The following is a 24,437-nucleotide window of genomic DNA, read 5'->3' on the forward strand; positions in this document are numbered from 1 at the left end:
AATAATATACCTAATTTTCCTCTAAACTACAAGAGAGTTAAATTATTGTCTTGACAATGTTAAAATAAACAAGTATTGATACAATGTTTTAAAAAATTTTTAATAGTTTATGCGAGAAAAAAATCAAGCAGTTTTTTTAGACAGAGATGGAACAATCAATGAGGAAATGGGATATATCAATCATCCAGATAGACTTATTATTTTACCAAAAGTTCCAGAAGCTATTCGTTTACTTAAAGAACATCATTTTAAAGTGATCCTTATTACTAATCAAAGTGGAGCAGCTAAAGGTTATTTTCCTTTAAGTTTTATTGAAGAGATTCATGCTCTTTTGCAAGAAAAATTAAATAAATATGGTGCTAATTTAGATGCCATTTATTATTGCCCTCATCATCCTGAAGCAGTAATACCTGAATTAAGGAAAAATTGTTTTTGTCGTAAACCAAATCCTGGTTTAATTTATCAAGCACAAAAGGAATTTGATCTTGATTTAAAAAAATCCTATACAGTAGGAGATCGTTTTATAGATATTGAGCTTGCTTATAAAGCAGGCACAAAGAGCATTTTAGTTATGACAGGCTATGGTAAAGGAGAATTGAAATTTATTGCTCCAAAACATCCTCTTACTCCCCATTTTATAGCAAAAGACCTTTATGAAGCTGCTAAATGGATTATAAAAGATGCGGGTCTTAATGATTAAATTAAGCTCCTTTGGGGATATTATTCATACATTACCAGCTTTAAATGCGTTAAAAAAAGCTTATCCTGAGGCTGAAATTGATTGGATAACAGAAGAAACAGGATATTCATTTCTTTATGGGCATCCTTATTTGAGAAAAATTTTACTTTTTCCAAGACATACCTTGACTAAGAAGTTAAAAAAGTCTCAATTATTAGAAATAATAAAAGAAATTATTATTTTGCGAAAAAAATTAAAAAATAATTATGATTTAATTATAGACTTTCAAGGACTTTTAAAAAGCGGCTTTATTGCCTTTTTAGCAGAAGGAAAAGAAAAAATAGGGTTTGCTAATAGTCGTGAAAGGGGATTTTTTTTCTTTTTTACAAAAAAAATTAAAACTAATTATCAAGAACATGCTATATTGCGATATTTAAAACTTTTAAATTGTGCTGGCATTCCTGTCTCTTTTAAAGATATTTCATTTCCTCTTCCACCAGTATCAAATGTTTCATTTGATATAAAACAACCCTATATTGTTATTAATCCAGTAACACGCTGGGAAAGTAAAATGTGGTTTTTAGAAAAATGGACAGCTCTTGGAAAAGCACTTTTAAATTTAGGTTATGAGGTTGTTTTTACTGGTCAAAAAAAAGATAAAGAATATATTAAATTTATTTGTCAAAATATAGGCTCTAGTATAAATTTAGCAGGAAGAACAGATTTAAAAAGTTTAATTCCTCTTTATGAAAAAGCTCATCTTGTCATTTCTTTAGACACAGGTACCTTACATCTAGCTGTTGCTACAGGCACACCAACTATTTCTCTTTTTGGCCCTACAGCTCCTTGGCGCACTGGGCCTTTTGGTAAAGGTCATATAGTATTTTTTAAAAAGTTATCTTGCCAACCCTGTTTTAAAAGAAAATGTAAGACCCGAGAATGTATGAAAAAAATTGAAGTAGAAGAAATTATTTCTGCAGTAAAAGAAAGGGAGGTTAATAATGCCTATTAATGAAGAATTGCTTAAGATTCTTGCTTGTCCAAAATGCAAGGGAGATATTAAATATGTAGAAAAAAGTGATCATGGGGAAGGACTTATTTGTGAAAAATGTCGTTTATTTTATCCTATAAAGGAAGATATCCCCATTATGCTTATTGAAGAAGCTATTCCATTAGATAATTTGTCCTTTTACAACAAAGATTAAAAGTAAGATAAAGATTATTGCTTGTATTAACCATGCAATAAGACAAACAATTGCTGCTCTTAAAGTGCTTTTATAATCTAATGCTTGCCTTACTGCTATTATCATTGCCATTATCATCCAAATAGCCGTAATAAAAAAGACAATTTCTTTTAAAGAAGATATTACTCCTAAAATTCTAAAAATACCAGGAGCACTAGCAAAACCAAGTACCCGAAGCATCTCTCTTGGACTTGATTGGGTTTGCAGTTCAGGTAACCATTTTGTACCAATAAAATAAATTAGATAAGCCCAAATAAACCAACTTATTAGAGCAATTATTGTTCCCCAAAATATTCCTATTATGCTTTGTTCAGTCGTTCCTACACCACTAGCTAAACTTGAAAGTACAACTACAAACATTGCCTGAGGTAAAGCCCCTTCATCTGCCTCTACTTCTTCATAAAGTGCTACTTCAAGTTGTATAGCCCGAAAAATACGCTGTGTAAAATTTTCCATATTTTCTAACATAACATAGGCAGTCTTCTTAAGCAACAAAATTTTGTTTATAATTTTGACATAACATTTTTCTTGCTTTTTGTGTTTTTTTGGAGTAAAAGAAGAAAAAATTTTTCTAGGAGGATCTCACATGCAAAAGGATAAGCCCTTTATTCTTTGGTTTGATGAGATTTCTATTAAGGATGTCCCATTAGTAGGTGGTAAAAATGCTTCTTTAGGAGAAATGTTTCAAAAATTAAAACCAGCTGGTGTTAATGTACCTGGAGGTTTTGCTATTACAGCAGCTGCTTACAAATATTTTATTGAAAAAGCAGGAATTTTTAAAGAAATTAAAGAAATTTTAGATAGTCTTGATATACATAATATTGAAGATTTACGTCAAAAAGGAAAGGCTGTTAGGGAATTAATTCGTAATGCTCCTTTACCAGAAGATTTAATGCAACAAATTGTTGAAAATTATAAAAAGCTTTCTGCAAATTATGGAGAAGCTATGATAGATGTAGCTGTTCGCTCTTCAGCAACAGCAGAAGACCTCCCTGATGCTTCCTTTGCTGGTCAGCAGGAAACTTTTTTAAATATTCGAGGAGAAGAAAGATTATTACAAGCTTGTCGAGAATGTTTTGCCAGTCTTTTTACTGACAGGGCTATTTCTTATAGAACAGATAAAGGATTTGGTCATTTTGATGTTTACCTTTCCATTGCTATACAAAAAATGGTGCGTAGTGATGCTGCTAGTTCAGGAGTGATGTTCACTTTAGATACAGAAAGTGGCTTTAAAGACGTGGTTTTCATTACAGCTGCTTATGGTCTTGGTGAGAATATTGTGCAAGGAAAAGTAAATCCTGATGAATATTATGTTTTTAAACCTACCCTACATTTGGGTAAGCGTCCTGTTTTAAGTAAGACTATGGGTTCAAAAGAGATAAAAATGGTTTATACAGAAGATGGAAAATCTGTTAAAAATATTCCAACTACTGATGAGGAAAGGCATAGGTTTGTTTTAACTGATGATGAAATTTTACTTTTAGCTAAATGGGCATGTAAAATTGAGGAACACTATGGAAAACCTATGGATATTGAATGGGCAAAGGATGGTGATGGAAAGAGTGTAGGTACTGGAGAATTTTTTATTGTACAGGCTAGGCCTGAAACTGTTCATGCTTTAAAGGATTATTCTTTTATTGAAAATTATGTGCTTAAAGAAAAATATTATGAATTAGAAAAAATAGGTAAAGTACTTTGTAAAGGTTTAGCAGTAGGAAGCAAAATCGGTCAAGGCAAAGCCCATATTATTGCTTCTGCTGAGCATATTGCTGAGTTTAAACCAGGTGAAGTATTAGTAACTGAAATGACTGATCCAGATTGGGAACCTATTATGAAAGTAGCATCAGCTATTGTCACTAATCGTGGTGGGCGTACTTGCCATGCGGCTATTGTTTCTCGTGAGTTAGGTATTCCTTGCGTTATTGGTACTGGAGATGCTACAGAGATAATAAAAGATGGACAGGAAATTACAGTAGATTGTAGTGAAGGAGAGGTAGGATATGTATATGATGGGATTATTCCATTTGAAATTGAGCATATAGATTTAAAAACATTACCAAAGACAAAAACAAAAGTTATGATGAATGTTGGTATTCCTGAAAAAGCCTTTTTACAAGGTCAAATTCCTTGTGATGGTGTTGGATTGGCTAGAGAAGAATTTATTATCAATTCTCACATAGGTATTCATCCTCTTGCCCTCATCCATTTTGAAGAATTAAAGAAACAAGCAACTACTGATCCTCAAATTGCTAAAATAGTAGCTGAAATAGAAGAAAAAACAAAAGGTTATCCTAACAAAGAAGCTTATTTTGTAGAAAAACTTGCCAGTGGCATTGCCCGAATTGCAGCTGCTTTTTATCCAAATGATGTGATTGTGCGTCTTTCTGACTTTAAAACTAATGAATATGCAAATTTGATTGGAGGGCAACTTTATGAGCCACATGAACATAATCCTATGATTGGTTGGAGAGGGGCTTCACGATATTATGATGAAAAATTTAAACCTGCTTTTGGACTTGAATGTAAGGCGATTTTAAAGGCTAGAAATGAAATGGGTTTAACTAATATTAAAGTAATGATACCATTCTGTCGCACTCCAGAAGAAGGTAAAAAAGTTATAGAGGCAATGAAAGAATTTGGATTAGTACAAGGTGAAAATGGTTTGGAAATTTATGTTATGTGTGAAATTCCTAGCAATGTTGTACTTGCTGATGAATTTGCCAAAATATTTGATGGTTTTTCTATTGGATCTAATGATTTAACTCAACTTACACTTGGCTTAGATAGAGATTCAGAATTGGTATCTTATCTTTATGATGAAAGGAATGAAGCAGTAAAACGTCTTATTTCACAAGTTATTAAAGTAGCTAGAGAAAAAAATAGAAAAATAGGCATTTGTGGCCAAGCACCAAGTGATTTTCCTGAATTTACAGAATTTTTAGTAAAATGTGGTATTAATTCTATTAGTTTAAATCCTGATGTGGTGGTCAAAACAAAATTATTAATAGCAAAGATAGAAAAGGAGTTAGGAATGGCTGAAAGTTAACCACCTTTATCAAAAGATTTATATCTGTAAGTAGCTTCTATAGTAGAGACATAATCTTTAATACCTTTTGCAATTCCATCAACAAGGGTAACTAGATACTTTGGATTACGTAATCGTTTTGCCTCTTTAGGATGATCAATAAAGCCTATTTCAACCAAAACAGCAGGCATTTTTGTTCCTATTAACACATAAAAAGGTGCTTGTTTTACTCCCAGATTTACTACTGGATTAAATCCACGATAAGTAAGAAATTTAATAATTCCCTGTTGAATTTCTGCTGCCATATATGCAGATTCTTTAATTTTTGCCCTTACTAACAGATCCTGTAAAATTTTTTCTAATTCCCCCATACGCTTACTTAAAGAAGCATTCTCACGACTAGCTACAGCTAAAGCATGAGTATCATCAGTTAAACCTACAAAATAAGTTTCAATACCTTGTAAACGACGACTAGCACAAGCATTGCAATGAATGGATATAAAAAGATCAGCATTTATTTTATTAGCAAATTCAGCTCTTTTTTCCAAAGAAACATATTTATCCTGATTACGAGTAAGAAATACTTCACATCCTAATTGTGTTTCTAATTTTTTCTTTAAAAGACGAGCAACTCGTAATGTTATATCTTTTTCCTTTAATCCATAATAGCCTATAGCTCCTGGATCTTTTCCTCCATGACCTGGATCAATAACAATCTTTTTGACTTTAAGACCTAAGACCTGCGGTAAAGAGATAGATGGTTTTTGAATATCAAAGGCAGTTAGAATTAATTTAGATTTAACAAAACTCAAATTATATGGAATCTTAGTAGTTTTAAGATAAAATACTATCCTTACTGTTTTTTTATTAAATTGTGCTAAGCGAATTCCTGATACTAAGGGATGAGATATTTTAAGTTTTTTCTTTATACCTCTTGGTAAATAAGCTGGCCATAAATCTATAACAAGACGAGGAGGCAGATTTTTATAAGAAATAGCAGGTAAAATAAAATCTTTATAATGAGGTTTACCAGTAGTTTTAATTATCACTTTAAAGCCTTGAGGTGGAGGATAAGTAACCTTTATAGAACGAATACAAATTAATTTTTTAAGTAAAGGAGAATTGATAAATAAAATTAAATTATGTTTTTTCTTATTAATTTTATAAGTAAAAGCTTTTTTTAAATAAATAACAATACGTACAGTTTTTTTATTAAACTGAGCAACTCTAACCTTTTTTATTCGAGGATCAGAAAAAACAAAGTTTTTTTTCATACCTTTAGGTAAATAAACTGGCTGAGTGTCAATCACGAATCTTAAAAAATTTTTCTTTTTAGCAGGCAATTTGAAATACCTATAAGTAAAAGAACCACTCATCCTAATTTTTATTTTTATTCCTGATTCATAAGGGAGAATTTCTATTTTTTTAAAGGCTATTGGAGGGAGGGCAGCTTTTGCTTGAGCTAAAAAAATCCAACCAAAACAAATAATAAAAACAAATATTTTGCGATACATTGGTTTAATTTAGCATTCTTTTTAATTTATGTAAAATATGTAATGCTTCTAAAGGTGTCAATCTATTTATATCTATTTTACGAAGTTGTCTAATTAATTTTTCAGAATCTGATTCAAATAATGGTAATTGTTGATAAATCCTTTTTTCCTGATAAGCTTTTTCTTTTTGTTTCTCTTCAAGCATAACAAGGATTTCTAATGCACGTTCAATCACTTCTTTAGGAAGACCTGCCAATTTAGCAACCTCAATACCATAGCTTCGATTCGCTCCTCCAGGCAACAATTTATGTAAAAAAATAATTTCTCCTTGCCATTCTCTAACAGCTACATTATAATTCCTTACCTTTGACTTCATCTGAGCCAATTCTGTTAATTCATGATAATGAGTAGCAAAAAGAGTTTTAACTCCCTTTCCTTCAACATCATGTAAATATTCTATTACTGCCCAAGCAATACTCATACCATCAAAGGTACTTGTTCCTCGGCCAATTTCATCTAAAATTACCAAACTACGAGGGGTTACTTGGTGTAAAATGCGGGCTGTTTCCTCCATTTCTACCATAAATGTACTTCGTCCCTCTGGTAAGGCATCAGAAGCCCCTACTCGTGTAAAAATTCTATCTACTATACCAATCTTTGCCTCTTTAGCCGGTACAAAGCTACCAATCTGAGCCATAAGTACAATTAAGGCTATCTGTCTAATAATAGTAGATTTACCAGCCATATTTGGCCCAGTAATAATCAATATACGTTCTTCTTCATTAAGATAAATATCATTTGGTACAAAAGGTTTATCTTTTATTGTCTGTTCAATTACAGGATGCCTTCCATCTTTTATTAAAATTTCATCTTTCTCATGAATTTTTGGACGGACATAATTATTTTCTACAGCTACTTCAGCTAAAGCAGCCATTACATCTAAATAAGCAATAATTTTAGCTGATTTTAATAGTCTTTCACTATTTTTTGCTACTTTTTCTCTTATTTCTAAAAACAATTCATATTCCAATGCATTTCTTTTTTCTTCTGCCCCTAAAAGGAAATTTTCATATTCTTTTAAAGCAGGAGTTATAAATCTTTCAGCATTTACTAATGTTTGCTTTCGGATATAATCTTTTGGAACACGTTTTAGCTGTGCTTTTGAAACTTCTATGTAATAACCAAATACTTTGTTATAACCAACTTTAAGATTGGGAATACCTGTACGCTCTTTTTCTTTAGTTTCAAGTTGAGCAATCCAATTTTTTGCTTCCATTGTTTGTCTATTTAATTCATCAAGTGTCACATTATAACCTGGCTTTATTAATCCACCTTCTTTTAAAGTCAAAGGCGGATCATCTACAATTGCTTTCTCTATTAAATTAGTTATGTCTTCAAGTGTATCAAGTTTTTCCCCTGTTTTTTGTAAAAGTGATGATGTGCTTGAAAGAAGCAATGTTTTAATTTCAGGTAAAGGCTTTAATGAATTTTTTAAAACAATAAGGTCTCTTGCATGAGCTCTGCCAAGGACAATACGGCTGTTAACTCTTTCTAAGTCACTTATTTTTTTTAATTTTTCTCTTATATCTTGACGCAATAAGCCTGCTCTAAAGAAAGCTTCTACCCAATTCAAACGTTCTTTAATAGCATTTATATCTTTTAAAGGGTGAAGCATCATCTCTCGAAGTAAACGTCCACCCATAGGGGTGAGTGTTCTGTCCAATACACTGAAAAGCGTTTTTTCTTTTTCACCATATAAGCGGCGAAATACCTCAAGATGGTTAAGAGTGATATTATCTAATACCATAAATTCGCTTAAATTATAAGTTTTTAAATTAGAAATATGAGGAAGGATTGTTTTTTGAGCTTCTTTTGCATACTGCAAAAGCCAGGCTGAAGCCATTATAGCTGCTGGCCATTCTGAAAGCCCTAATGGTTTTAAAGACCGAATATTAAAATGATTCTTTAACAATTGAGTAGAGGCTTTTAAATCAAGCCTGTCTTTTTCAAAAGAAACAATAAATGTTTGTTTTAAATCAAATTTTAAAGTAAGATTTTCAGGTATAAGCAATTCTTTTGGCTCAAGTCGCCCAATTTCTTCAAAGATTTCTTCTAAATTATTTGATTCTGTAGCTTTAAACTCTCCAGTAGAAATGTCTAAATAAGCAAGACCGTATTTGTTGCTCCATTCACAAATAGCAGCTAAATAATTGCTTTTGTTGGCTTGAAGAAATTCTGGCTCAAGGATCATGCCAGGAGTAATGACCTGAACTACTTCTCGGCGGACAATCCCTTTTGCTAGTTTAGGATCTTCTACTTGTTCGCAAATAGCTACTTTATAACCTCGATTTATAAGTTTAGGCAGATAACTTGAAAGAGCATGATAAGGGATACCACACATAGGGATAGGATCAGGGCTATCCTTTTGACGAGAAGTAAGGGATATTTCTAAAATTTCTGAAGCAATTTTTGCGTCTTCAAAAAACATTTCATAAAAGTCTCCCATACGAAAGAATAAAATAGCATCTGGGTACTGACGCTTGATTTCAAGATATTGACGCATAGCAGGTGTAAGTGATTTATTTTCTAGCTTCATGAGCTTTACCAAGTATCTAATTATATTAATTCGTGCTGTCCAAAGAAAAAGGCAATTTCAATAGTAGCATTTTCAGGAGAATCTGAACCATGTACAGTATTTTTCCCTTTGCTTAAAGCCAAGTCTGCACGAATAGTACCTGGTGCAGCCTCCTTTGGATCAGTTGCTCCCATAATTTCTCTTACTTTAGAAACTGCATTTTTTCCTTCAAGTACCATAGCTACAATAGGTCCTGAACTCATATATTCAGTTAATTCTTCAAAAAAAGGTTTTCCTTGATGAACAGCATAAAAAGCCTCTGCCTTTTTTTTATTTAAATGGAGCATTTTTAAACCTATTATTTTAAAACCAGCAGTTTCAAACCTTTTAATTATCTCTCCGATTAAATTGCGCTCAACTCCATCTGGTTTTATAAGTACAAGTGTTCTTTCCATTTTTCCCTCCTATTGTGTTATAGCCATATTCATCTTTTTATATCCTGCAGGAATATTGAAAATTGATGAAGGGATAGGTTTTTTAGATATATTGATAAGTAAAATTTCTCCAGCTATTTTTCCATTTTTGAAAACTGCTTGTTTTACTAATAATGGCTTTTTTATTCCGAAACGAAGAAATTCATCTTCATTAGAAATATATTTTATATCTATTTGTTTTAAAAAATTTGGATAAAACTGAGTATAAAAATCAACAAAATGGAAACAAATTTCAAAGTCTTTTTCTTTTATCCCTGCACTGTTAATTTCCGCAACCCAAAATTTAGCCTGTTCTTTATGGCCATTTATATCTATTTCACACCCTTCAATTACTGTAGTCAAAATCCCATTTATTTTTTCTTTCCCTTTTACTATTCCATGTTCACATGGATGAAGCTTTTTTTGATTCTGCATCATAGTTTCTGCCATTGCTTGGGCTTCTGGTGGCATTTGAGCCATCATTTGTTCCATCATCATTTTCATTTGCTGAAGATAAGCTTCATCCATTACAAAATATTCCTTTGTTTGGTGGTTAATTATAATCATTTCTCTTTTTGGCACTTCTCTATAAATCATACTAGTTTTACCTGCATCAGTACGCATTGCGCTTTTACTAAAAAACATAATCATACTTTCATCAGAAAATATACCCTTTCCTACATACTTAAGTGTTAAATCTGCAAAGGCTTGTGAACTTAATAAAAACATAAATATCACTAAAATTAAAAATTTCTTCATAATTCTCCCTCCTAATTTCTTTTTCCCCAACCTCCGCCTCCTGGGGTTTTAATAATTAATCTATCACCTTTTCTTACTTCAAAATTTATTTTTCCAGGTAATTTTATTTCTTTTTCCCCAGAAATAACAATATTTTCCCCTTGTTTTCCTGCACTACCACCTTTAAGTCCATAAGGAGCATAACAGCGACGTTCTGAAAGAATAGTTACAGTGCAAGGAGAAAGAAAATAATATATTCTTACAAGCCCATCCCCTCCCTGAAAATATCCTTTACCTCCTGAACCTTTACGCAAATAATAAGCTTCAATAAGAAATGGATAATCGTGTTCAATTGCCTCTACAGGAGTATTAAGCGTATTTGTCATATGAGTATGTACTCCACTTAATCCATCTTTTTTAGGTCTTCCTCCCATACCACCACCTATAGTTTCATAATAAGCAAATACCTTATTTGTTTTTGGATGAATACCTCCAATAGCAATATTATTCATAGTGCCACAACTAGCTGCTGGGATTAAATCAGGCATAGCTTGAGCTAACGCTCCAAGCAATGCATCTACTATCCTTTGAGAAGTTTCTACATTACCTGCTGCTACAGCTGCTGGATATTTTGCATCTACTATTGTGCCAGGTTTTGTCAAAATTTTGATTGGTGAAAAACAACCCTGATTTATTGGATAATCTCCTAAAGTATTTAATAAAGAAAGAAAGACATAATAAACAGCTGCTTCTGTTACAGCCCTAGGTGCATTAACACTTCCTCTTACTTGATTATCACTTTTAGAAAAATCAACAATTATTATTTTATCCTTTATTTCAACATTAACTTTAATAGCAATATCTTTTTTACCAAATCCATCATCATCTAAATAATCAACAAAGCTATATTGACCTTGAGGTAAATGTGTGATCAAGCTGTGCATAGCTTTTTCTGTGTATTTTTTTAAAGCATTTGACATCTCAAGAACTTTTTCCAAACTATAGCGTTCAACAATATTAAGAAGCCTTTCTTCTCCCCGTTCAAGAGAAGCTAATTGTGCTCTTAAATCTCCTTTTCTTTCTAAAGGATTGCGCAATTTTTTTAATAATTCTTCAAGAAATAATTTATTAATTTTTCCTTTTTTTATAATTTTTGTTGGTTTTATTAAAACACCTTCTTTTTCAATATGGTCTGTAACAGCCATTGAGCCAGGATATTCTCCACCTATATCAGCATGATGAGCTCTAACAATAAGAAAAAAATATAATTGTTGGTTTACAAATATAGGCTTTATAAGAGTAATATCTGGAAGATGAGTTCCACCCTGAAATGGATCATTAGTAATAACTATATCTCCTGCCTCCCACTTAAATTGTGGCAGAATTTTTTTCATAGTAAGTGGCATTGCTCCAAGATGAACAGGGATATGAGAAGCTTGAGCAATTAATTCACCTTCTTTATCAAAAATAGCACAAGAAAAATCCCTTCTTTCTCGAATATTAGGAGAAAAAGCAGACCTTCTTAGCACAATTCCCATCTCTTCAGCAATACTAGCAAGCATTTTGTTAAAAATTTCTAATTCAATAGCCTGTTGTGACATATTTTAAAAAAAGTGTTCTATCCTCTTTTACTTCTACATTAAAATCAGGTTCTACCCACACAGTACTAAAAGGTTCCCAGATAATAGCAGGACCTCTAAATTTATCACCTATTTTTAAATTATCCCATGGTATTATTGGCACCTTTAGCCAACCAGATGTTGTATAAACTTTTGTTTCCTCATAAGGAGCAAAAGTAGGCTCTGGCAAACTCCATTTTATTTCCTCTTCTTTAACCTTAAGACGCAAACGCACTGTTACAATCTCTAATGGAAAATCTTCATAAAAATGTCCAAAAAAGCGTTTATGTTCCTTATAAAATGTTTCAATAAAAGAAGAATTATAAGGAACTGTAATTTCATAACCTTGACCACAATAACGCATATCTAAAAAAAATTCCCAGTTTAAAAGTTCTTTTTTAAATCCAGCATTTTTTGCTTTATTTATAGCTTCTTCTAATATATTATTAAAAATTTCTTTAAGTTTTTTTTCTGTATCTTTATTTACATCTATCCAAACAGTACGTGAAAAATCTTTTATAGGAGCAGCTACTAAAAGACCTAAAGCAGAAAGTACGCTAGCTACTCTAGGTATCATAGTCTGTTTTACATTTAATTCACGTGCTAAAGCACAAGCATGGAGCCCTCCAGCTCCACCAAAACAGATAAGGGTAAAAAATTTAGGATCAAATCCTCTTTCTAAAGAAATGGCTCTTAAAGCCTTTATCATATTTATATTGGCTACTTGAATAATCCCTAATGCTATTTCTTCTATTTTTAAGTTAAGTGACTTAGCTAATGGATAAATAGCTTTAATAGCTCGTTCTTTATCTAGCTTTATTCTACCACCTAAAAATTTGTCAGGCAGTAAACGGCCAAGAATAAGATTGGCATCAGTAACAGTTGGTTGCATTCCTTTTCCATAACATGCAGGTCCTGGATCTGCCCCAGCACTTTGTGGACCTACTTTTAATGCCCCACCTGCATCTAAATAAGCAATAGAACCACCTCCAGCGCCTACTGTATGAATATCAACAACAGGTAAGCTTAAAGGAAAACCATCTAATATATATTCTTTGGTAAAAGGTAATCTTCCATCTACAAGACATACATCTGTAGATGTACCTCCCATGTCAAAAGTAATTATCTTTTTTTCACCAAAATTCTTTGCCCAATAAATAGCACCATTAACACCACCTGCTGGTCCAGAAAGCACTGTATGGACTGCCATTTCATAAGCTTCTTCTACTGTAAGCCAACCACCATTAGATTGCTGAATTCTAAGTTTAATGTTTTTAAGTTTTTCTTTAAGTGTTTTTAAATAAGAATACATAAGAGGAGTAAGATAGGCATTTATGGCTGTAGTGGAAGCACGTTCAAACTCTCTAAATTCAGGCAAAATTTCTGAAGAAATGCTTATTGGAAGGTCTAGATTTTTTAAAATAAATTCCTTTACTAATTTCTCATGAATAGGATAAAGATATGCATGTAAAAAACAGATGGCAACACTTTCTATACCTTCTTTTTTTAAAAAAGAAACGCAATATTCTAACTCTTTTTTTTCAGGTCTTAATAAGATATTACCATCTATACATATTCTTTCTTTAATGCCAAGACAATGTTCTTTAGCAATAAAAGGTTTTGGTTTTTCTACATTAAAATCATAAAGTTTTGGTCTTGCCTGACGACCAATAAAAAGAATATCCTCAAAACCAGCAGTAGTAATTAAAGCTGTCTTTGCCCCTTTTCTTTCTAAAAAAGCATTAGTAGCAATGGTAGTACCATGTATAAGTTCTTGAGCGTGATTTGGGCAAATTGAAAGGGCATTTAAGACTGCTTGAGAAGGTTCAGATGGTGTAGAAGAAACTTTTTGAATATAAAGATAATTTTTTTCTAAAAAAACAACATCAGTAAAAGTTCCACCTGTATCTACTGCTACCCGCATGAAGCAAAGGTTTAGCTTTCCAACTGATAACCTTTATAGGGGAGAGGATGGCCATCTAAAAAAACCTTAAATCCATCTATTGCTAAACGTCCATCAGCAGCTAATTCAAGTCCTTTAATAAAGGCAGGTCCATCACATTCCCACTTCATCTGTTCCTGTATACTATCTGCTTTAGCTCTTAATGGTCTAAAGTTACGCATCTTTAAGCATCTTTTTACCCATTCTTGGTCAAAATAAACCTTTTTTGACATTACTAAAATAGGCCCTTCATCAAATACTGCTGTAGCAATATGAAGAGTAGATTGAGCATAAGGTTCTCCACAAATCATACCATCATAGACAGCATCTTCTCCTTTATATTTACGTTCTAGCTGATTAAGACGAACAAGTTTTTCAACCTCTTCTGGCATAAGCTCACCTACATCTAATCGTTCCACATTTGGTCCGCTAAGAATATCTAAACGAAATGGATGAATATTAAAAATACGATTTTTATATACTGATAATAATGGTTCTGTAACAATAAGCATAAAACCAGAAAGACCAATAACATCAACTTTAAAAGATTCAATTTGTTTTAAAACATATTCAAAATATACTTTTCTTTGTTTTAAGTCACGAGGATTAATACCTTTTTTTTGGCAAAATTCTTTAAAATTATTAATAATAACAGGTAAATTTACTTCTTGGCAAAATTTAATCCCACTTGCTTGCGGCTTATCAGTAAAAGCAAATACAATTTCATATTTTTTTCCATGCAATTCACTTTTATAAGCTGCTTTAAGGCTACTAGCACCACCAGAGAAGAAAAAACCAACTTTCATTGGAATTTTACCTTGATAAATGACTTCCACTTTTTAAACCCCCATAGGAGTCAGAACTCTCGGTGTAATGAATATTAAAAGTTCCCTTTTTTGACTTGTTTCGCTACGATTTTTAAAAAGTAAACCAAAGATAGGAATCTTTGAAAAGAATGGTACTCTTTGCTCACCTCTATGAATTTCTTCAGAGAGAATACCACCAATTACAACTGTTTCATTATTATCTATCAAAAGAGTAGTAGTAATCTCTTTCTTTTCAATAGGAATTGCATCCATACCAGGCAAGATTTCACCAGCACTATCCTTATGTACTTCAATATCCATTCGGATCTTTTTATCTGGTGTAATATGTGGTTTTACAGTTAATTTTAAAACAGCTTCTCTAAACTCTGTATAAGTACCCATTTCAGAAACACTACGATAAGGAATTTCTAATCCCTGAGAAATAACAGCCTCTTGATTATCCATCGTAATTACTTTAGGAACAGAAATAATTCTACCTTCTCCTTCGCTTTCCATTGCTTGGAGTTTTGCGTCCAATACCAATGTGGTTGTACGGCTTAAACGAGCAAATGTAACACCAAGTCCACCATAAGTACCAGCTGGAGGTAAATTGACTACTAAGGGAATATCTCCTGACCAAGAACTACCTGTTATTGCATTTTCAAACTCAAACTCATCACCTGCACCTGCTCCACCTCGCCAACCTATTAAAGAAGTTGTACTACTCTGATGAAGATAATCACCTCCCCATTGAATACCTAATTCTTTTGAATAATTCATACTCACTTCAACAATTCTTGCTTCAATCATCACTTGCCTCGGAGCAATGTCTAAACTTCGAACTAATTTTTTTGCTTTTTCTAAACAGCTTTTAACATCTGTCATAATAATACGATTAGTTGCTTCATCATAAGTCACCTTTCCTCGTGGGCTTTTAATATCTTTTAATTGTTTTACTAAATCAGATGCTTTAACATAATTTACCTGAATTTCTTCTGTAATTAATGGTTCAGATTCTTCTTTTTTTTGCAATGCTCGTTGAGCTTGAATAAGTTTTTCTTGTTCTTTTTTTAATTCATCCAAAGGCAAAATACGTAAAATATTTCCTCTTTTTATTGCACCAAGATTAAAAGTTTGTAAAAGTAAATCTAAAACTTGATCCCAAGGTACATTATCTAATTTTAAAGTAACTTTTCCTTTTACTTTATCACTTAAAACAATATTAAAACCACTTACTTCAGCTAAAATTCTGAAAACATTTTTTAAATCAGCATCTTGAAAATCCATAGATATAGGTTCCCCTCTAAAAACCTCCACTGTGCCTGGAAAAATGATTTCAAACGTAGTTGTCTTTCTTTCAATAAATGGAGAAACTGCAGGCTTTTTTTCTTCTATAACTTTTTTTGGTTTAACTTTTGGCAATTTTTCTTTTTTTACTAATTTGATTTTTTCTTCTTTTACTAAAGGTTTCTTAAATGTCAAATAAAGATGTTCTGGGGTGGTTACAATTTTAAAGGGGATTCTTTCCTTAAACCTTACTTCAACAGCAATAGTTTTTTCATCAATAGTATAGGGCAAAATACGTTTAATTCCACACAAAAAATGTTCAGTTTCTAACTCTCTTAAAAGGTAAGGAGGCGCTTTAACATTATTTAATTGTAATATCATTATCCGCCTTTTAGGATGAAATACTTCATATTGAACTTTCCTATCGCTAGTAATAACTAATCGACATTTTCCTGGTGAAATTTGTTCAAAGTCTATTCCTTTTATTTTAGCAATTGGCAAAACAGCTTTTTCGAGTGGTAAAAGTATTTCCAATATATTTTTCTTACTTAAAATTTGATAAGGTGGAATTTCTTTTAAGTTTGAATCTATAACTAAACGTAAATTTCCTTTAAAAAAGGCCCATCTTAAACGTGGATAAACTGCATTGTTTAATGGAACTATACGAGGGATTTTACATTTTAAAAATGGAAAATCTATTACCAATCTTGCAGGTTTTAAAAGACTAAAAGAATTATAATCTGGAATTAAACCATCAGCAATAAGCTGAATTTTTAATTGTTTTCCTTTAGTTTCCGTCCTAATACCTATTATTCCTATGGTTTCTCCATAGGCTTGGAAAATACTCGTTAACCAAAATAGACATAATATAAAACTTATTTTTTTCATGGTAAAACTGCCTCCTTTTTAGGTAAAGACAATTCTACTGTTCTAGTTTTTTCTCCTTCAAATACATCAATATATTTTTCTATAATTATTACCTTATCTTTTCTTATCTCTTTTACTCGACCAGTAAGACCAATTAGGTCTCCTTTTTTTAATATATAACCCTTACCTAACGAATCCTCAATTAAAGCTAAAGGCTTACGCGGATTCCAAATAATACCTTTTAAGCTTACTTCAGAGAGTTTTAGTCTCTGAAGAGGCAATAAAGACTTAGGTTGTGTTTCTACTTCTTTCCTTAATTTAATAAAAGGTTTAAAAAGATCCACTTCAGCCCATACTATATTAGTTAAAGCAAAAATCATTAAAATACTTATCCATTTCATCTCTTTCGCCCTTTCTTTTGTGTAGATTTTGGAGTAGAAAGAAACCTATAAGTAACAAGTTGCATTTCAGCTTTTAATATGATTTTATCTTTTTTAACTTTAGGTTTTCCTAAATCGAGTTTGGAAACATTTACTACTCTTGGCAATTGAGAAATCCTTTCTAAAAACGATTTTACACTTAAATATTCTCCTTCTACTAATAAACGAATAGGCACTTCAGCATAAAAATTTTTTGCTACTTCTTTTTGTGGCTCAAATAAAAGGAAATCTAAATGAGTATCATTGCCTAAAGCATTTACATCAGATAAAACATCAGGAATTTCCTTTTCTTCTGGTAGTAATTGACTTAACCTAAGAAACTTTTGTCGAATTTCTTTTATTTCTTTGTTTAATTTATTTAATCGCTTTTGAGCTAATTTTAATTTTTCTAATTTTTGCTTTTCTTGCTTTAAATTATTTTTTAATCGATTAATTTCTGCTTTAGTAGGAGAATAAAACAAATTCCAAAACAACACAACAACAAGTATTGGAATCATTGCATAGAGAGCAAATCTTTTTGATTTTGGAATTTCCTCAAGTTTTTCTAACATTTTTAAACCCTTTTCTCAACAGGTCGAATTTTACATTCTAAACTAAAGCTCGTTAAATTAAATCCTTGAATTTCCTTTTTCACTGTTTTAATTAATTCAATAGTTTGAAAATATTTTGATTCTTTTAACTTTTCCATAAACTCAGCTACTGCTTCATTTCCTAAAGCTATGCCTTTAATATGAAGCTTATTACCATCTAGTTTAAGATTTTCAAGCCACATCTTATCTGCTAAGAAATTTTTAGCCAAAATATTCAAAATTTTTATTACTTTTCCTCTTTCCTTTTCCAAGTTGGAAATAATTTTTATCTTTTTTTCAACAATTTCTTTTTCCTTTTTTAATCTGGCAAGTTTTTTCTCCGTATCTTTATACTTTTGAAGTTCTGTACGTACAGTTTGCAATTCTTTTTTAAATTCATTCTTTTGACTATTTAAACTAATAAAAGTATAAAGAAAAATAAGACTAATAAGGACATAAGATAAAACAACTATAGAAAGTTCCTGTCTAATTTCAGGGTATTTTTTAACTTCTTTAACAGGTAAAAGATTTATTCTAATCATGTTTCAACTTTATTTCTTAAAGCAAGTCCAAAAGCTACAGGCGCTTGCATACTCCAATATTCCAAATAAGCCGGATCAAAACGTTCAACATTATAATGAATCTTTCCAAATAGATTAAAATTATAAACTTCTTTATTTAAAAACTTAGACATTGCTTCCTGAAAACCAACAATCTTTGAAGAACCTCCACAAAGTATAATTTTTTTAATCTTTGTACCAGAATTTTGTTCAAAAAATTCTAAAGCTGTTTTTATTTCCTGTAGCCATTCATTAGTAACTGTTAAAAATGCTTCTTTTAATCCTTTTAATATATTCTCATCTGAAGTACTTTCAATTTTAACCTTTTCTGCTTCTTGAAATTCCATCTTTAACTTTTCTTGAATCTGTCTGGTCAAATAAATACCACCAGAAGGCACTTCACGTGTAAAGGCAGGCATATTATTTACTAATACTAAAATATTCATTTTACTAGCACCAAGATCTATTAAGGCTACTGGCTCTTCATCTTTTCCATAACAAACTTCATAGGCATTAGCTAAAGCAAAATTTTCCACATCAAGCACATAAGGAGTAAAGCCAGCTTCTGTCAAAATAGCAACATATTTTTCTACAATTTCTTTTTTTGCTGCAGCAATAAGAACTTCCATTTTTTTCTTTTCTTTTTCATCTTCTGAAATTATTTGATAACTTAAATTTACTTCATCTAAGTTATAAGGTATATATTGTTCTGCTTCTACCAATATAGCTTTGTCTAATTCATCTTTTTTCATTAACGGTAATTCTATTTTTTTAGTGATTACGTGTTTAGCAGGCAAAGAAATAGCTACCTCTTTTTGTTTTATTTTCAATTGCTCTTTAAGTGTACTTAAAGCAGTTAAGGCATATTCATCTCTTTTACCTTCATCAATCCAAGTTTCTGGAGGCATTATATATGTTCCAAAATCCAATAATTCATTTTGTTTTTGTCCTAAACGGAGGATTTTAACAGTATGTCGTCCTAAATCTATTCCAATCAGGGGCTTTTTAGCAAAGCCTTTAAGTAAAGTGCTTAAAGAAACAGGTTTTAAAAGTGTTCGCCAACCTGAAAAGACTTTCATTTTCAATATCTCATGCCATAAGATGGCAAATAAGTCAACATTTTTTTCTTATTTTCGGAAAAGGCAAAGACAATGTCCGGTTTTTATAAATAGCCCTGGTAATATTACCAGGGCTATTTATTAAGGATTAAGCTCCTTTTCTTGAGGGAAAAGAGGCAAATAACGATAGGACAATGAAATTACTAAAATACCTAAAGCTACAACCATAATGGTTGTTGCCCATTCTTGCCAGCTTGGGCTATAAACAACCCATTTATCAAAAGGATAAGTAGGAATAGCTGATGTTTGAACTGTAAAGACAAAACGATTGATAACAATCCCTATACAATCAAACAATGCACCTATAATAAGGAAAAATTCTTTTTTACGTAAAGGAGAAATCAAGATCAAAGCTGGAACAATACCAAATATACCCAATTCTGCCACTAATAACCATAAACCATAAGGGCCAAACCATCCCTGATAACACTGTGTTATGGTCATTCCTTTTTCAGGTAAAATATGAATTGCCCAGTAATATGTATCAATAAGTTTAAATACCAAATAAATAGAAAGCATTATTCCTGCTATTTTACCCATAAGTTCAAGTACATTATATTTAACTAGTTTTCTTCCTGTGGCTTTTTGAAGTGTCCATGCAATCAATAGAGTAAATGCCGGGCCAGAGCCAACAGCAGAAAGAATAAAGAGGAAAAATGTCCAAGGCCAAACAAAAAATCCTTCCCTGAAAGCAAAAGGACGGCTATATAGTACGCCAAACACGCCACCTAAAGAACCTTGGTGGAAGAAAGAAAGAAATGTACCAACTGCCGCAAAAATGTACATATACTCATGTAAATTATGGCTAAAAATATGAATAAATCTATTCTTATCTAATTCTGGATTTTCTAAAATAATAGGCAAATATTCTATACATAAAACTAGGAAATATGTACTAATACAAAAGGCTACTTCAGTAAGCATAGAATGCACATTTGCGTACCAAAAGATGTGCCATCCTCGCAATGGCTGTCCTACATCAAGTCCTAATATCATTAAAGCACTACCGTAACAAATCCAACCCACAATAACAGCTAAATTAATAATATTTTTTAATTCATCTATACCTATAATATAGCGCAAAAACCCTGAAAAGAAGGCGCCAGCACCTAATGCAATTACTGCTAAGTCTAATGTAATCCAAAGACCGAATCCAAAATAATCATTAAGATTTGTCTGATTCAGACCTTTAGCAAAACACAAAATCATTGCATAAACACCCCAAGCAAGCACAACAGATACACAAGCTATCCATATTAAAAATTTCTTAAAACTACACCTTTTTACTCCTGGAGGGATTAAAGCAGCATCCATTTTTCCTCTCCTTTATTCATGAGCTTTTTTATGTATTCCTTCTAAATAATAATCTGCCTGCCGCCTTACCCATTCTTGGCGGCTTATATAATAAACACTTGGTTCTGTTCCAAACTTTTCAAGTAATCTAAAAGCAAATGGACTTTTAACCAATTTTGCTACTTTGCTATTAGGATCTTTTATATTACCAAAATAAATTGCCTTTGTAGGACATGCTTCAGCACAAGCAGTAATATATTCTCCATCTTCTAATATTACCCTTCCTTCTGCAATTGCCTTATCACGTGCTTTTTGATAACGATGATGACAAAAAGAGCATTTTTCTACCACACCTCTCATTCTTGTTGAAACATCTGGGTTTAATCCCCTTTCTGTCCCTTTTGGAAACACAGGATCCCACCATCCAAACACACGGGCATGATAAGGACAAGCTGCCATGCAATATCTGCAACCAAAACAGCGTGGATAAATCTGGCTTACAACCCCTATACGATCCTTGTCTGTTGCTTGAGCTGGACAAACATGGACACAGATTGCATGATCACAATGCATACAAGGTCTTGGAATATAGGCTACTTTTGTTTTAGGAGGAGGTTCACCATTAGTTATCCTATAGATTACTAGCCAGTTTATACTACGATACTTATCAGTTTCATCTGTCCGCACTGGTATATTGTTCTCCTGTGAACAAGCAATAACACATGCTCCACAACCTGTACATTTATCAATATCAATTACCATTACATACTTTTCAGCATGACTACTTTCTACATGCATAGCTTACTTTCCTCTCCTATATTTTTATCAAATTAGCCCTGCTCAATGCCCAAGTGGCTATGCCAGTTAACTTCTCTTTTGCATAGCCTAACAATTGATGGGCATTAATACCTTTACCTTCTAAATATTCATCATAAGCATTATGTCCTAACCCTATAGGAATTGCTATCACATCTTGCAATATTAATTCTGAAATATGTACTCTAACTTTTGCTTCTCCAAAAGGTGTTTTTAGTAAAACTTTATCTCCCTCTATAAGATGATATTTAGCAGCAGTGGCAGGATTAATTTCTACCACTAAATCATTTTTTATAAGAACAGTATTAGGTAATGCTTTCACCATATAAGGAGCATTACCTAAATATCCATCTGTAAGCATTAACCTTTCAGATGGGATTAACATAAGAGGAAATTCTTCTTTTTCTCCTTTTAATTCCCATTCTTCATAATGAGATAAATTTAATTCCTTAGGAGAAAATTCAAATTTACCAGAAGCAGTTTTAAAACCTTCCTTTTTCACATTAGGATTAAACCAAATACATTTATTCAAAGTTTCCCACATCGCTTCAAAACTACCTGGTAAACTTGAACCATTCAAATTCAAAGAAACTGAATATTCTTTATCAGCCAATTTCCCTTCACCCTTTTGGTAAAGCTTTTTAACTGCTGCTTTAAGCACTTCTTTATAATTTCTCCAAGGCATAGCTTGTGCTATTCCTTTTATATTTTTAGCTAGAGTTAAAATCACATCCGCAGGGTGCTTCACATCATATGGGGATTTGAGTACTGGTTTTGAAATACCAAAAATTGGATATTGAAGCCCTCTTGGTGTTGTTATACCTTCCCATTTTTCTAAGAAAAATGCTGCAGGAAGGACTAAATCAGCATATTTTGCTGTTTCATCCAAAAATGAAGTAAAAGTTACTACAAAAGGAATATTCTTAAGTGCCTGTATAAAAAGTGCAGGATCAGGAGCAGCATAACATGGATTAGCCTCAAATATCAGAAGAGCATTTATTTTATAATGAGCTTGACTATTTACATTTTCTGCAAAACGATACAATAGACTAGTTATCAATGGGAACTTAGATGTATCTATTCGCGGTTCACTTAATGTTTTTTTAGCAATTTCATCTAAACCAAATTCTGGCCACCAAGTTTCAGATGGGTCATTAAAGCAGATTACTCCACCTTTACGATTAATATTACCAATCAAAGCATTTAAGCTATGAATAGCCATTATTTCATAAAGTCCACAAGGGATATCTCCCTTCCCTCTTCCCCATATTGCTATTGGTCGTTTTGCTTGACCAAATTCCTTAGCTATTCTTATAATATCTTCTTTACTTACACCTGTAATTTTAGATACTCTTTCTGGCTTATACTGCTCTAGAACAAGTTTTTTGAAAGAGTCAAATCCTGTAGTGTAATTATTAATAAATTCTTGATTATAAATTCCCTGTTTAATAAGTACATGCGCAATTCCTAAAGCCAAAGCTGTTTCAGTACCTGGATTTATGCCTACCCATTCATCTACTCTAGTTGCAGTATCAGACATTCTAGACTCAATTTGTATAATTTTTGCTTTGGGTTTAAACGGATTTTCATAAATATATCTATAAGCTATTTGCATTCTTACAGGTGCACCCCAACCTTCTAATAATCCACTACCAAAACTTAAAATATAATCTGAATTTTCTAAATCAAATCCAACATGACCTTCATGCCCTTGTAATGCATTTATTACTAAAGAAGTTGTTTCATCTCCCGAAGGCATAGTGAGATAATTTGGAGTACCATAAGCTTGACAAAATCTTCTTATCAAGCCAGAAACCAATTCATTTCTATAGCCATCAAGACAAGCTACTGTGTATCCATGACCATTTATACGCAATTCTTGCAATTTTTGTGTTAAAATATTTAATGCTGTTGACCATTCAATTTCTTCCCATTTACCTTCTCCACGTTCACCCACTCGTTTTAATGGCTTTTTTACCCTCCGATGTTCTCCATAAAGAAGTTGTACACTAGATGCTCCTAATGGACACAATCCACCACGATTTACAGGATTTAATTGATTTCCTTCAATCTTCACAACACGATCATCTATTTTTCTTACCTTTAATCCACATCCACCTGGGCAGAGCTGGCAAAGAGTATAAACCCACTTTTCCTTTCCTTTTGGAGGCTGATAAGTCCAAGTTTGTGAGAATAGCACCATCTCATCAGCCATTCTCCATGGGAGGGGAGAAAATAATGTTCCTACAGCACCACCAACTACAAACTTTAAAAAATCACGTCTTGTGAGCATGACTCCTCCCTATTTATGACAAGTAAAACAATAATTTGGTGCATCAAATTTTTTATGACATCTCATACAATCTTCCATTACAATGACATAATTTTGAGGATATTTAGAAAGCCTTGAATAAACATATACAGGTGGCTTATCATTATAGCCTAAATCTTTATGACATACTTTACATTCAAATCGGGCAATTTTTAAATGGGCTGCGTGAGAGAAAAATACATTTTTAGGTTGCCTTGAATAAACAAGCCAAGGAATTTCTTTTCTTGGTTCTACATAATTTTTTATAAATTCTATTTCTGCTTTGGTTTCTCCTTGTGGTTCTTCATGACATTCTATACATTTATCTAATCTTGGTATACCTGACCAAGTGCCATTTGGTTCAAGGTAATGGCAATCTTCACAAGTCATTCCTGCGCTTTCAGTATGAACTTCATGACTAAAAAGAACTGGCTGATGTAATTTCCCATAAAGAGGTGGAACAGCAAAATGTTTACCAAAAAAGATCCAACCCACACAAAATGCTAGGATAAAACCTATAACAAAAGGAGCCCATCCTAAATTTTTTTCATTATTTTGACCCATCCTTAACCCCTAAAAATG

The 24,437-nt window shown here is 32.1% G+C and carries 21 protein-coding genes; 4 read left to right on the top strand and 17 right to left on the bottom strand.

All coding sequences use genetic code 11. From position 1 onward, the window contains the following. Nucleotides 1-109 precede the first annotated feature (109 nt). Genes LWW95_07210 through LWW95_07220 form a run of 3 tightly spaced genes read left to right on the top strand, consistent with a single transcriptional unit; the run spans nt 110 to nt 1,884 of the window. A complete protein-coding gene (locus LWW95_07210; GenBank protein MDL1956816.1) occupies nt 110-700 on the top strand; it encodes an HAD family hydrolase in 591 nt (196 codons plus the stop codon). Beyond that, nucleotides 693-1,691, top strand: coding sequence for a glycosyltransferase family 9 protein (locus tag LWW95_07215; GenBank protein ID MDL1956817.1), 999 nt, complete (start codon nt 693-695; stop codon nt 1,689-1,691). Before LWW95_07210 ends, LWW95_07215 begins: the two co-directional genes overlap by 8 nt. Further along, nucleotides 1,681-1,884: a Trm112 family protein gene (locus LWW95_07220; protein MDL1956818.1), complete on the top strand. Its 204-nt coding sequence runs from the start codon at nt 1,681-1,683 to the stop codon at nt 1,882-1,884. Before LWW95_07215 ends, LWW95_07220 begins: the two co-directional genes overlap by 11 nt. Here the strand turns inward: LWW95_07220 and LWW95_07225 are convergent. After that, nucleotides 1,852-2,391 carry a YIP1 family protein gene (locus tag LWW95_07225; GenBank protein ID MDL1956819.1) on the bottom strand — a complete coding sequence of 180 codons (540 nt, stop codon included), beginning with the start codon at nt 2,389-2,391 and terminating at the stop codon, nt 1,852-1,854. The genes LWW95_07220 and LWW95_07225 overlap by 33 nt on opposite strands. A 118-nt stretch (nt 2,392-2,509) precedes the next feature. On the opposite strand from LWW95_07225, the gene ppsA reads away from it, so the two are divergent. Next, nucleotides 2,510-4,969 carry a phosphoenolpyruvate synthase gene (gene ppsA / locus LWW95_07230; GenBank protein MDL1956820.1) on the top strand — a complete coding sequence of 820 codons (2,460 nt, stop codon included), beginning with the start codon at nt 2,510-2,512 and terminating at the stop codon, nt 4,967-4,969. Here the strand turns inward: ppsA and LWW95_07235 are convergent. The 16 genes from LWW95_07235 to LWW95_07310 all read right to left on the bottom strand — a co-directional run bounded on the left by LWW95_07235 (nt 4,966) and on the right by LWW95_07310 (nt 24,419). Then, nucleotides 4,966-6,462 carry an N-acetylmuramoyl-L-alanine amidase gene (locus LWW95_07235; GenBank protein ID MDL1956821.1) on the bottom strand — a complete coding sequence of 499 codons (1,497 nt, stop codon included), beginning with the start codon at nt 6,460-6,462 and terminating at the stop codon, nt 4,966-4,968. The genes ppsA and LWW95_07235 overlap by 4 nt on opposite strands. A 4-nt stretch (nt 6,463-6,466) precedes the next feature. Beyond that, on the bottom strand, nt 6,467-9,037 hold the full coding sequence (gene mutS, locus LWW95_07240) for a DNA mismatch repair protein MutS (GenBank protein MDL1956822.1): 2,571 nt from the start codon (nt 9,035-9,037) through the stop codon (nt 6,467-6,469). Between the two features lie 20 nt (nt 9,038-9,057). Beyond that, nucleotides 9,058-9,471, bottom strand: a complete 414-nt coding sequence (ndk, locus tag LWW95_07245) for a nucleoside-diphosphate kinase (GenBank protein ID MDL1956823.1) — start codon at nt 9,469-9,471, stop codon at nt 9,058-9,060. Between the two features lie 9 nt (nt 9,472-9,480). Beyond that, nucleotides 9,481-10,248, bottom strand: a complete 768-nt coding sequence (locus LWW95_07250; GenBank protein MDL1956824.1) for a DUF4412 domain-containing protein — start codon at nt 10,246-10,248, stop codon at nt 9,481-9,483. Nucleotides 10,249-10,259: 11 nt separating this feature from the next. Continuing rightward, nucleotides 10,260-11,828: a hydantoinase B/oxoprolinase family protein gene (locus LWW95_07255; protein MDL1956825.1), complete on the bottom strand. Its 1,569-nt coding sequence runs from the start codon at nt 11,826-11,828 to the stop codon at nt 10,260-10,262. Then, entirely contained in the window at nt 11,809-13,770 is a 1,962-nt protein-coding gene (locus tag LWW95_07260) for a hydantoinase/oxoprolinase family protein (GenBank protein MDL1956826.1), read from the bottom strand. Before LWW95_07260 ends, LWW95_07255 begins: the two co-directional genes overlap by 20 nt. 11 nt (nt 13,771-13,781) lie before the next feature. Next, a complete protein-coding gene (locus LWW95_07265; GenBank protein MDL1956827.1) occupies nt 13,782-14,624 on the bottom strand; it encodes a hypothetical protein in 843 nt (280 codons plus the stop codon). A 3-nt stretch (nt 14,625-14,627) separates the two neighbouring features. Continuing rightward, entirely contained in the window at nt 14,628-16,769 is a 2,142-nt protein-coding gene (pilQ, locus tag LWW95_07270; GenBank protein ID MDL1956828.1) for a type IV pilus secretin PilQ, read from the bottom strand. Next, nucleotides 16,766-17,149, bottom strand: coding sequence for a pilus assembly protein PilP (locus LWW95_07275; GenBank protein MDL1956829.1), 384 nt, complete (start codon nt 17,147-17,149; stop codon nt 16,766-16,768). The genes pilQ and LWW95_07275 overlap by 4 nt, the downstream gene beginning before the upstream one ends. Beyond that, nucleotides 17,146-17,739 (bottom strand): type 4a pilus biogenesis protein PilO, encoded by a 594-nt coding sequence (locus tag LWW95_07280; GenBank protein MDL1956830.1) that lies wholly within the window; start codon nt 17,737-17,739, stop codon nt 17,146-17,148. Before LWW95_07280 ends, LWW95_07275 begins: the two co-directional genes overlap by 4 nt. 2 nt (nt 17,740-17,741) lie before the next feature. Further along, nucleotides 17,742-18,299 carry a PilN domain-containing protein gene (locus tag LWW95_07285; protein ID MDL1956831.1) on the bottom strand — a complete coding sequence of 186 codons (558 nt, stop codon included), beginning with the start codon at nt 18,297-18,299 and terminating at the stop codon, nt 17,742-17,744. Then, nucleotides 18,296-19,396 (bottom strand): pilus assembly protein PilM, encoded by a 1,101-nt coding sequence (locus tag LWW95_07290; GenBank protein MDL1956832.1) that lies wholly within the window; start codon nt 19,394-19,396, stop codon nt 18,296-18,298. The genes LWW95_07285 and LWW95_07290 overlap by 4 nt, the downstream gene beginning before the upstream one ends. 120 nt (nt 19,397-19,516) lie before the next feature. Beyond that, nucleotides 19,517-20,749, bottom strand: a complete 1,233-nt coding sequence (gene nrfD, locus LWW95_07295) for a polysulfide reductase NrfD (GenBank protein MDL1956833.1) — start codon at nt 20,747-20,749, stop codon at nt 19,517-19,519. Nucleotides 20,750-20,761: 12 nt separating this feature from the next. Then, a complete protein-coding gene (locus LWW95_07300) occupies nt 20,762-21,526 on the bottom strand; it encodes a 4Fe-4S dicluster domain-containing protein (GenBank protein MDL1956834.1) in 765 nt (254 codons plus the stop codon). A gap of 16 nt (nt 21,527-21,542) precedes the next feature. Continuing rightward, complete coding sequence (locus LWW95_07305; protein MDL1956835.1) at nt 21,543-23,837, bottom strand: molybdopterin-dependent oxidoreductase; 2,295 nt, start codon at nt 23,835-23,837, stop codon at nt 21,543-21,545. Nucleotides 23,838-23,846: 9 nt separating this feature from the next. Continuing rightward, entirely contained in the window at nt 23,847-24,419 is a 573-nt protein-coding gene (locus LWW95_07310) for a cytochrome c family protein (GenBank protein MDL1956836.1), read from the bottom strand. Nucleotides 24,420-24,437 lie beyond the last annotated feature (18 nt).

The sequence above is a fragment of the Candidatus Desulfofervidus auxilii genome (genome assembly GCA_030262725.1).
Lineage (GTDB): Bacteria > Desulfobacterota > Desulfofervidia > Desulfofervidales > Desulfofervidaceae > JAJSZS01.